The 9,519-nt window shown below is 71.1% G+C and carries 11 protein-coding genes; 6 read left to right on the top strand and 5 right to left on the bottom strand.

The window, feature by feature from the left end; all coding sequences use genetic code 11:
• Window positions 1-32 precede the first annotated feature (32 nt).
• Together KME77_RS08845 and KME77_RS08840 are read right to left on the bottom strand one after the other, a co-directional pair.
• Complete coding sequence (locus KME77_RS08845; protein WP_219463825.1) at window positions 33-890, bottom strand: glutamate ABC transporter substrate-binding protein; 858 nt, start codon at window positions 888-890, stop codon at window positions 33-35.
• A 31-nt stretch (window positions 891-921) separates the two neighbouring features.
• A complete protein-coding gene (locus KME77_RS08840) occupies window positions 922-1,677 on the bottom strand; it encodes an amino acid ABC transporter ATP-binding protein (protein ID WP_219463824.1) in 756 nt (251 codons plus the stop codon).
• A gap of 137 nt (window positions 1,678-1,814) precedes the next feature.
• Here KME77_RS08840 and miaB point away from each other — a divergent pair, with 137 nt between their 5' ends.
• A complete protein-coding gene (gene miaB, locus KME77_RS08835) occupies window positions 1,815-3,305 on the top strand; it encodes a tRNA (N6-isopentenyl adenosine(37)-C2)-methylthiotransferase MiaB (RefSeq protein ID WP_219463822.1) in 1,491 nt (496 codons plus the stop codon).
• Window positions 3,306-3,394: 89 nt separating this feature from the next.
• Here miaB and KME77_RS08830 read toward each other — a convergent pair whose 3' ends face one another.
• Window positions 3,395-3,952 carry a hypothetical protein gene (locus KME77_RS08830; protein WP_219463814.1) on the bottom strand — a complete coding sequence of 186 codons (558 nt, stop codon included), beginning with the start codon at window positions 3,950-3,952 and terminating at the stop codon, window positions 3,395-3,397.
• Window positions 3,953-4,282: 330 nt separating this feature from the next.
• Here KME77_RS08830 and KME77_RS08825 point away from each other — a divergent pair, with 330 nt between their 5' ends.
• Entirely contained in the window at window positions 4,283-4,858 is a 576-nt protein-coding gene (locus tag KME77_RS08825) for a hypothetical protein (RefSeq protein ID WP_219463813.1), read from the top strand.
• A gap of 99 nt (window positions 4,859-4,957) precedes the next feature.
• Window positions 4,958-5,707 (top strand): isocitrate lyase/PEP mutase family protein, encoded by a 750-nt coding sequence (locus tag KME77_RS08820; protein WP_219463811.1) that lies wholly within the window; start codon window positions 4,958-4,960, stop codon window positions 5,705-5,707.
• 25 nt (window positions 5,708-5,732) lie between these two features.
• On the opposite strand, the gene KME77_RS08815 is transcribed toward KME77_RS08820, so the two are convergent.
• Together KME77_RS08815 and KME77_RS08810 are read right to left on the bottom strand one after the other, a co-directional pair.
• Entirely contained in the window at window positions 5,733-6,119 is a 387-nt protein-coding gene (locus KME77_RS08815) for a VOC family protein (protein ID WP_219463809.1), read from the bottom strand.
• Between the two features lie 130 nt (window positions 6,120-6,249).
• Window positions 6,250-7,146: a ribonuclease Z gene (locus tag KME77_RS08810; RefSeq protein ID WP_219463807.1), complete on the bottom strand. Its 897-nt coding sequence runs from the start codon at window positions 7,144-7,146 to the stop codon at window positions 6,250-6,252.
• Between the two features lie 130 nt (window positions 7,147-7,276).
• On the opposite strand from KME77_RS08810, the gene KME77_RS08805 reads away from it, so the two are divergent.
• From KME77_RS08805 to dapF, 3 genes are all read left to right on the top strand, one after another.
• The gene (locus tag KME77_RS08805; RefSeq protein WP_219463805.1) at window positions 7,277-7,789 is read left to right on the top strand and encodes a methylated-DNA--[protein]-cysteine S-methyltransferase; all 513 of its coding nucleotides are present in this window, start codon (window positions 7,277-7,279) and stop codon (window positions 7,787-7,789) included.
• A 124-nt stretch (window positions 7,790-7,913) separates the two neighbouring features.
• On the top strand, window positions 7,914-8,819 hold the full coding sequence (gene miaA, locus KME77_RS08800; protein WP_219463804.1) for a tRNA (adenosine(37)-N6)-dimethylallyltransferase MiaA: 906 nt from the start codon (window positions 7,914-7,916) through the stop codon (window positions 8,817-8,819).
• 9 nt (window positions 8,820-8,828) lie between these two features.
• On the top strand, window positions 8,829-9,519 hold a 691-nt coding region (gene dapF / locus KME77_RS08795; RefSeq protein WP_219463803.1), incomplete at its 3' end, for a diaminopimelate epimerase.

The raw sequence follows: 9,519 nt of genomic DNA, 5'->3' as shown, positions 1-9,519 counted from the left end.
GGCCGGGAAGCCGGCCGCCGCGCTCACTGGGATCAGGCGCAACCCTCGGCGGGCGGTGCCGCCGTGGGCAGCTCGAGGCCCTGGGTCTTGCCGAACCACTTCTGGAGCAGCTGGGTCATGGTGCCGTTCTGCCACAGCGTCGTGACGGCCTTGTTGACGGCCTCGCAGGTGGTCTTGTCGCCCTTCTTCAGGCCGATGCCGTACTTCTCATCGGTGAACGGGTCGTTGAGCACCTTGTACTTGGTGGGCTCCTGGGCGGCGAAGCCGGCCAGGATGAAGTTGTCGGTGGTCACCGCGTCGAGGTTGCCGCCGCTCAGCTTCTGCACGCACTCGGAGTAGTTGCTGGCCCCGACGAGCTTGGCGTCCAGGTCGAGCTTGCCGTCCGGGGGCGGGTCGGTGATCCGCTTGTAGGAGTTGGAGCCCTGCGCCTGGCAGATGCGCTTGTCCTTCAGGTCGGTCGCCTTGGCGATGTCCGAGGCGTCCGCGCGCACCATGGTGTCCTGGTGGGCGATCACGTACGGGCCGGCGAAGGTCACCTTGGGCTTGCGCGCGTCGGTGATGGAGTAGGTCGCGACGATCATGTCGACGGTGCCGTTGGCCAGCAGCGCCTCACGGTTGGAGGAGGGGGACTCCTTCCAGGTGATCTTGACTTCCTGGCCGCCGGCCAGCTCCTTCACGACCGCCTTGGCCACGTCGACGTCGAAGCCCTCGGGGTCGCCGCCGCCCTTCTTCAGGCCCAGGCTCGGCTGGTCCCACTTGGTGCCAACGGTGATCTCCTTGGCGTCCTTGACCTTCTCCGCGACGTTGGCGTACGAGCCACCGCCGCAAGCGGCCAGCCCGAGCGCCATGGCGCCAGTGGCGAGTACCGCCCCCGCTGTACGCATATGCATTACCGTCTCCTCAATCTGTCTTCGGCCGGCTTCAGTGCGTGAGGATCTTGGACAGGAAGTCCTTGGCCCGGTCCGTCTGCGCGTTCGTGAAGAACTCGTCAGGCGTGTTCTCCTCAACGATCTGTCCGTCAGCCATGAACACAACGCGGTTGGCGGCCCTCCTGGCGAAGCCCATCTCGTGCGTGACGACCATCATCGTCATGCCGTCGCGGGCCAGCCCGATCATGACGTCAAGCACTTCCTGGACCATCTCGGGGTCCAGCGCGGACGTGGGCTCGTCGAAGAGGATCATCTTCGGGTCCATCGCCAGCGCCCTGGCGATCGCGACACGTTGCTGCTGTCCCCCTGAGAGCTGCGCCGGGTACTTGTCCGCCTGGGCGGCGATCCCGACCCGCTCCAGCAACTCCATGGCCCGTCTGTCGGCGTCGTCACGGGCCTTCTTGCGCACCTTGAGCGGCCCCAGCGTGACGTTCTCGCGGATCGTCTTGTGGGCGAACAAGTTGAACGACTGGAAGACCATGCCGACTTCTGAGCGGAGCTTCGCCAGCGCCTTGCCCTCCTCGGGCAGCGGCTGGCCATCAAAAACGATCGTCCCGTCGTCGATGGTCTCCAGCCGGTTGATGGCCCGGCAGAGCGTGGACTTGCCACTGCCCGACGGGCCGATCACGACCAGGACCTCGCCGCGGGAGACGGTCAAGTTGATGTCCTTCAGAACGTGCAACGCTCCGAAGTGCTTGTTGACGCTCTCCAACTGAACAAGTGGAGTGGCGTCGCCGTTCTCCGTCATGGACCAAAACGGTAGAGGGCATTGGAGCGCTGGTCACTAACCGAGCGGTACCGATCCGATCACATCACGCCATCAAGCTGGCGTTTTAGATCCGCACGGCTGTCGCGAGCCGGACAAGGACTACCCTTGAACGTGCGATGACTGTTACCCAGGAGAGCGCCCGCACCTACGAAGTGCGCACATACGGGTGCCAGATGAACGTGCACGACTCCGAGCGCCTGTCCGGCCTGCTGGAGGACGCCGGCTACGTGGCCGCGCCCGAGGGCGAGACGGCCGACGTGGTCGTGTTCAACACGTGCGCCGTGCGGGAGAACGCCGACAACCGCCTGTACGGCAATCTCGGCCACCTGCGGCCCGCCAAGACGCGCAACCCGCGCATGCAGATCGCCGTGGGCGGCTGCCTGGCGCAGAAGGACCAGGGCGAGATCGTCCGCAAGGCGCCGTGGGTGGACGTGGTGTTCGGCACCCACAACATCGGCTCGCTGCCGGTGATGCTGGAGCGGGCCCGCGTCCAGGGCGAGGCGCAGGTCGAGCTCAAGGAGTCGCTGGAGGTCTTCCCCTCGACGCTGCCCACCAAGCGCGAGTCCGCCTACGCCGCCTGGGTGGCGATCTCGGTCGGCTGCAACAACACCTGCACGTTCTGCATCGTGCCGTCGCTGCGCGGCAAGGAGAAGGACCGGCGGCCCGGCGACGTCCTCGCCGAGGTCCGGACGCTGGTGGACCAGGGCGTCCTGGAGGTCACCCTGCTGGGCCAGAACGTCAACACCTACGGCGTCGAGTTCGGCGACCGGCTGGCGTTCGGCAAGCTGCTGCGCGCCTGCGGCGGCATCGACGGCCTGGAGCGGGTCCGTTTCACCTCGCCCCACCCGGCCGCCTTCACCGACGACGTGATCGCCGCCATGGCCGAGACGCCCAACGTCATGCACCAGCTCCACATGCCGCTGCAGTCGGGCTCCTCGCGCGTGCTGAAGGCGATGCGCCGCTCCTACCGGGCCGAGCGCTACCTCGGCATCATCGAGCGGGTGCGCGCCGCCATGCCCGACGCGGCCATTTCCACCGACATCATCGTCGGCTTCCCCGGCGAGACCGAGGAGGACTTCCAGGCGACCCTCGACGTCGTACGGGAGAGCCGCTTCGCCAACGCCTTCACCTTCCAGTACTCCATCCGGCCCGGCACGCCCGCGGCCACCATGGACGACCAGATCCCCAAGGAGGTCGTCCAGGAGCGCTACGAGCGGCTGGTCGCCCTCCAGGAGGAGATCTCCTGGGCGGAGAACCGCAAGCAGGTCGGCCGGACCCTGGAGGTGCTCGTCGCCGAGGGCGAGGGGCGCAAGGACGACGCCACCCGGCGGCTGTCCGGGCGCGCGGCCGACAACCGGCTCGTGCACTTCGCCGTCGGCGACGAGGTCCCGCGTCCCGGTGACATGGTCACGGCCGAGGTCACCTACGCGGCGCCGCACCACCTGGTGGCCGACGGGGCCGCGCTGGGCGTGCGGCGCACCCGGGCGGGCGACGCCTGGCAGGCGCGGCAGGGGGCTCCGGCGGCGGCCAAGGGCGTCTCGCTCGGGATGCCCACGATCGGGCGGCCGCCGTCGCTGCCGCCCGCCCCCGCCTGCTCGGCTACGTAGCTCCTTCAGGCGGGCTTCGTCACGCGGCTCCTTCAGGCGGCTTCATCCCGCGGCTCCTGGCGCGGCTCATCCGCGTGAGCTGCGTGAGTTCATCCGCGGGCGATCCGGTCGAGCAGCACGCGGCAGTAGTCGCGGCGGAAGTCGGAGAAGGTGGCGCACGGGTCGGCCCCCAGGCGCACGCCCGGCTGCCCGCCGCCGGGCTCGTGCCGGTCCGCGGGGCCCCGCCCGTCGACGGGGCCTCGTCCCTCCGTGGGGCCTCGCCCGTGGCCGTGCCCATCCACGTGCCCATTCCCGCGCCCGTCCTCGCGCCCGTGTCCCTCCGCCCGTGGGGGCGCGAGCGTGCGCGGCGCGGGGGTGAGGGCCGCCGGAGGGACGTTCCTGGGGGCCCGTGACCTGTCCGACGGGCCGCTCGGTGTCGTGCTCTGCTCGCGTACGGGGGCGGTCCGCGCGGGCACCAGGCGCGGGACGCCGTCGTGCGAGGGCGGTGGCGAGACGGCCGCTCGCGGAACGGCCGCCGGGCTGCCCGCCTGCGGCGAGGGCATGGGGGACGGCCAGGCGACGGCCGCCTCAGGAGTGGCGCCGCCGGTCTGCCGCAGCGCGTTCTCGGGCGCCGTCCCGTTGCCGGGGGTGGCGTCACCCGCGGGCACCGTCGACCCGGCCGTCGAAGTGGGGGAAGGAATGCCCGACCCAGCAGAAAGCCCGCTTTCCTGATCATTCACCGGCGCCTTTTCCGGCTCCGGACTTTGTGATCCCATGAACGCCAGGAAAATGCCGAGACCGGCGATCGTGATCACCCCGGCGACGCCCGCCATGGCTGCGAGGCGGTCACGACGACCTGGGCGAATGGCTTCAAGCGGTGACAAGTCGTGATTCCTTTGTGATTGGTGCGCGAGCATTCCACTACTGCGGCTAGTGTGGTCCATCACCCGCGGAAGCCGGCGAGCTTTCCCGATACGACCGCAGGGAGTCGCACCACCATGCATGATCCGATGGAGCCGGATCGCCAGGAGATCCTCGACGGGCCGGGAGACACACCCCGGCCCGCCAGGCGAACCAGGACCCGCAACAAGAAGACCGCCGTCATCGCCGCCTCGGCCATCGTCGCCCTGCTCGCGGCGGGAGGCGTGGGCTTCGCGCTGTCGGGCCTGCCCGGCGCCCCAGCGTCCGCGCCGTCGACCAGCCAGTCCGCCCCCGCCTCGGACGGCGGATCCCAGGGCGACGAGGCCGCCGCGGCCGACGCCGACAAGGACACCCCCTCCGAGGGCACCGCCGACCAGCCGGCCGACGACCTCAACGACGAGCCCGCCGCCGACATGGGAGACGCCAACACCGACCTCCCGGCGGACTCGCCGGCCGACACTGACAAGGGGTCGGCGGGCACCGACACCCGCGAGACGACGCCCGCCAAGAACGGCAAGACCGGCAACACCGGCAAGAAGCCGACGGCCAAGCCCACGGCGTCACCCACCCAGCCCGCCGAGGAGCCCGGCGACAACCCCGCGGACGGCCCGGCCGGCCAGGTCGTGGGCCAGTGCTCGAAGAGCGGCTGCTGAGCGCCGGACGCGCCGGGGATCGCCACGGGAAAGTGGCTTGGCGATTCCCGCGCGTATTGGCCCTTTGGCAGTGGCCACCCGGTGCCTACGCTCGCGGGCATGACCACTGACAAAGCCGCCCTGTTGCGCTCCCTCCACGTGCCGGGCAGCCCGCTCGTGCTGCCCAACATCTGGGACGCGGCGTCCGCGCAGGCCGTGCGGGAGGCGGGGTTCCCGGCGATCGCCACCGGGAGCGCGGCCGTCGCCCCGGTGCTCGGCTATGCGGACGGCGAGCGCACTCCCGTCGCGGAGATGCTCGCCGCCGTGGCCCGCATCGCGCGCGCCGTGGACGTGCCCGTGACGGCGGACATCGAGCGCGGCTACGGCCTCAAGCCCGACGAACTGGCCGAACGCTTGCTCGCCACCGGCGCCGTCGGCTGCAACCTGGAGGACTCCGAACCTCGTACGGACGAGTTGATCGACGCGGGAGAGCAGGCCCAGTTCCTGGCCGAGGTGCGGGCCGCCGCGGGACCGGCGCTCGTGATCAACGCCAGGATCGACACCTACCTCAGCGGCGACGGCACCAGGAAGGCGGCCGTGGACCGGGCGCGGCGCTACCTGGAGGCCGGGGCCGACTGCGTGTACCCGATCGGCCTGGCCGACGAGGACGAGATCGGGGCGCTGGTGGGCGAGGTGGAGGGGCCGGTGAACGTGCTGTTCAAGCCGGGCGTCCCGAGCCTGGCGCGGTTGGCGGAGCTCGGCGTGGCCAGGGTCAGCTACGGGCACGGCCTGCACAAGGCCACGCAGGCGTACACACGTGGCCTGATCCAGGCGATCAGCGAGGGCCGCAGCCCCTACGGCGACGCGTAGGCCCGCCTCCTGGAGGGAGGCTGCGTCAGTAGGACTGCAGCTCCACCAGGTTGCCCTCGGGGTCGCGTACGTGGGCGGCCCGCAGCCCCCAGTCGGGACGGTCCGTCGGCTCGGTGACGGACCGGCCCCCGTGCTTGAGACAGACGGCGTAGGCCCGGTCCACGTCCGACACCCGGCTCACGAACATCACCCGGTCCTGCGCCGAGGTGTCCAGCGGGCCGAGAACCTCGGCCATCGACGCCCGGTCGAGCATCGACAGCACACCCTCCGCCCCGACGTCCCAGTGCGCGTACGGGCCCTCGGGCCCGCCCTTGACCAGGGTCGCCCCGAGCACCTCCGGCAGGACGGCGTCGTAGAAGGCGAAACAGGGAGCGAAGTCGGAGACCAGCAGCCGGGGGTGAAGCACGTCCATGCGAATAAATCTCCCTAAATAGTCGCGGGCGCAGCGCGTCCGCCGACGCGGCGCGCCCCGTCGAACAGGTTATCCATCCACCCCGGTGACGTGGTGAAGGAGCCCCGCGGGAATCGCGGGTGACGTCGCTCTAGCGGCGCTTCGGGACGGGGATCCGCATGAGGTCGCGGGCCAGGACGACGGTGCCGCCGAAGGCGCGGCGGGCCTCGCCGAGGAAGGCCGGCTCGTCGGTGAAGCCGTACCGCTCGGAGAAGTGGGTGAGCACCAGCCGCCGCGCGCCCGACTCGGCGGCGACGACGCCGGCCTCGTGCGCGGTGAGGTGGCCGTACTCCTTGGCCAGCGCGCCCTCCGCGGACAGGAACGTCGACTCGATCACCAGCAGGTCCACGCCGGAGGCGAGCTCGAAGACGGCGTCGCACAGGCGCGTGTCCATGACGAACGCGACGGCCTGGCCCGGCCTGGGCACGCTGCACTCCTCCAGCGTGACGCCGCGCACCGTCCCCGTCCGCTGCAGCTCGCCGATCTCCGGCCCCGTGATGCCGCGGGCGGCCAGCCGGTCCGGCAGCATGCGGCGGCTGGACGGCTCCTGCACCCGGTACCCGTACGACTCGACGGGGTGCGACAGGCGCCGCGCGGTCAGCGGCCCCTCGGTGGCCGTCTCGCCGGAGACCGGCCGCTCCTCGATGACGTCGGTGTCGGCGAACACGGCGGCGTGGCGCAACCGCCGCCAGTACTCCCCGCCGGAGGCCGGGTAGAGCGCCCGCACGGGGTGGCGGACCTTGTCCCGCGCGATCCGCTGCACCACTCCCGGCACCCCCAGGCAGTGGTCGCCGTGGAAGTGCGTCACGCACAGCCAGTGCACGTCGTGCGCGCTGAGACCGGCGTGCACCATCTGCCGCTGCGTGCCCTCACCCGGGTCGAACAGGAACCCCTGCCCGTCCCAGCGCAGCAGGTAGCCGTTGTGGTTCCTGTGACGCGTCGGTACGGCGCTGGAGGTACCCAGGATGACGAGCTCACGGTTGGACACGCGCGCGATGCTAGACGCTCCTTTCGGCGCCCGTCACTTTTGCCGCATCACTTTTTGCCGCGTCACTTTTGCCCCGGCACTTTTGTCACAGGCGAGCAGTAGATTGTGGTGACTGTTTACGGGAGGGATCATGACCACGGTCGCGTTCGCGGAGGTGCCCACGCCGGTGGGGCCGTTCGTGCTGGCCATGACCGAGGAGGGGCTGGTCTCCACGGGCTGGGGCGCGCGGGCGCATCCGGGCGAGCGGCTGCGTGACCTGACCGTGGTGGACGATCCCGGGCGCACGGCGTTCACGGTCGCCGAGCTGGAGGCTTACTTCGCGGGCGAGCTGCGCGTGTTCGAGACGCCGATCGACTGGCGGCTGACCTCCGGGTCGCGTGAGCAGGTGCTGCGCACCCTGCACGGCATCCCGTACGGGAGCGCCGTCACCTACGGCGAGCTGGCCGAGCGGAGCGGCTCGCGGGTGCCGGCCCGGGGCATCGGCTCGATCATGGGGTCCAACCCGATCCCCATCATGGTGCCGTGCCACCGCGTCGTCGCGGGCAACGGGCTGGGCGGGTTCAGCGGCGGCGAGGGTGTGGAGACCAAGCGCTGGCTGCTGACCCACGAGGGCTACCTGCAGCCGACGCTGCTCGACTTCTGAGCCCCGCCGGGGCGGGCGTTCGTCCGCCTCAGCACCCCGCCAGGGCGGGTGTTCGTCCGCTTCAGAGCCTCGCCGGGGCGGGCGTTTGTCCGCGCGTGCCCGGACTGTTGACACACTTGTCGGTGTGCGCCAGCAGCCAGTCATCGCCGTCGTGGGCCCCACCGCGGCCGGGAAGTCCGATCTCGCCGTGGACATCGCGCTCCGCCTGGAGGGCGAGTGCGTCAACGCCGACTCGATGCAGCTCTACCGGGGGATGGACGTCGGCACCGCCAAACTGACCCTCGATGAGCGCCGCGGCGTGCCGCACCACCTGCTCGACATCTGGGACGTCACGGTGACCGCCAGCGTGGCCGAGTACCAGAAGCTGGCCAGGCCGCTCATCGAGTCGCTCGCCGTGCCGGTGCTCGTCGGCGGCAGCGGCCTGTACGTACGGGCGGCCATCGACGACCTGGAGTTCCCCGGCACCGACCCGGAGATCAGGGCCCGCCTGGAGGCCGAGCTGGCCGAGCGCGGGCCCGCGCCCCTGTACGAGCGGCTGCGCGAGGCCGACCCGGTGGCCGCCGAGGCGATCCTGCCCAGCAACGGCCGCCGCATCGTGCGCGCCCTTGAGGTGATCGAGCACTCGGGACGGCCGTTCTCGGCGACCATGCCGTCGTTCGAGGCGGTCTACCCGAGCGTGCAGATCGGGCTCGACGTGCCCAGGCCGGAGCTCGACGCGCGGATCGAGACGCGGGTCGGGCGCATGTGGGCGGCGGGGCTGGTCGAGGAGGTGCGCGGCCTGCTGGAGCGGGGCCTGGCCAGGGGGCGTACGGCGAGCCGCGCGCTGGGGTACGCGCAGGTGGTGAGGTTCCTGGAGGGCGAGTGGAGCGAGGAGCAGGCGCTCGCCGAGACCGTCAGGGCGACCAGGCGCTTCGCCCGCCGCCAGGAGTCGTGGTTCCGCCGCGACCCCCGGGTCAACTGGCTCCCTTATGACGCCCCTGACCTGCTCGAACGCGCCCTGGAAACAATCAAGGCCGAGGGCTCGGCATAAAATCGTAAAATGCGCTTTCTCAAGGGGCACGGCACCGAGAACGATTTTGTCCTTCTTCCCGATTTCGACGGCGAGCTGGAGGTTTCGGCCGCGCTCGTCGCCGCGATCTGCGACAGGCGGGCCGGGATCGGCGCCGACGGCGTGCTGCGCGTGGTGCGCACCAAGCTCTGTCCCGAGGTGGCCGACCAGGCCGCGGCGGCCGAGTGGTTCATGGACTACCGCAACGCCGACGGCAGCGCCGCCGAGATGTGCGGCAACGGCGCCCGCGTCTTCACCCGCTACCTGGTGGAGGCGGGCCTGGCGGACGGCGAGTTCGCCGTGGCGACCAGGGGCGGCGTCAGGAAGGTGCGCGTCGAGCCCGACGGCGACGTCACCGTCGACATGGGCAAGCCGGTCGTGTCCGGCAGGAGCGTCACGACGGTCTCCGGTCAGGAGTACGAGGGCTTGCACGTGGACATCGGCAACCCCCACCTGGCCTGCGCCATCGGCGACCCGGTCGTCCAGCTCGACCTGACCCACCAGCCCGGCTTCGACCCCGCCGTCTTCCCCAACGGGGTCAACATCGAGCTGTTCAACCCGGTCGGCCCCGCCCGCGCGGTCATGCGCGTGTACGAGCGCGGCTGCGGCGAGACCCGCTCCTGCGGCACCGGCACCGTCGCCACCGCCGCGGCGGGCGCCGCGCTGACCGGCGAGGGCACCC

This window comes from Nonomuraea rhizosphaerae (assembly GCF_019396405.1).
Lineage (GTDB): Bacteria > Actinomycetota > Actinomycetes > Streptosporangiales > Streptosporangiaceae > Nonomuraea > Nonomuraea rhizosphaerae.
This window is presented reverse-complemented; position numbering and strand designations above follow the sequence as displayed.

What these genes read in the sequence shown, in the direction of transcription:
- KME77_RS08845 (WP_219463825.1), bottom strand. Translation starts at nt 890, where the DNA reads ATGCATATGCGTACAGCGGGGGCGGTACTCGCCACTGGCGCCATGGCG.
- KME77_RS08840 (WP_219463824.1), bottom strand. Translation starts at nt 1,677, where the DNA reads ATGACGGAGAACGGCGACGCCACTCCACTTGTTCAGTTGGAGAGCGTC.
- miaB (WP_219463822.1), top strand. Translation starts at nt 1,815, where the DNA reads ATGACTGTTACCCAGGAGAGCGCCCGCACCTACGAAGTGCGCACATAC.
- KME77_RS08825 (WP_219463813.1), top strand. Translation starts at nt 4,283, where the DNA reads ATGCATGATCCGATGGAGCCGGATCGCCAGGAGATCCTCGACGGGCCG.
- KME77_RS08820 (WP_219463811.1), top strand. Translation starts at nt 4,958, where the DNA reads ATGACCACTGACAAAGCCGCCCTGTTGCGCTCCCTCCACGTGCCGGGC.
- KME77_RS08815 (WP_219463809.1), bottom strand. Translation starts at nt 6,119, where the DNA reads ATGGACGTGCTTCACCCCCGGCTGCTGGTCTCCGACTTCGCTCCCTGT.
- KME77_RS08805 (WP_219463805.1), top strand. Translation starts at nt 7,277, where the DNA reads ATGACCACGGTCGCGTTCGCGGAGGTGCCCACGCCGGTGGGGCCGTTC.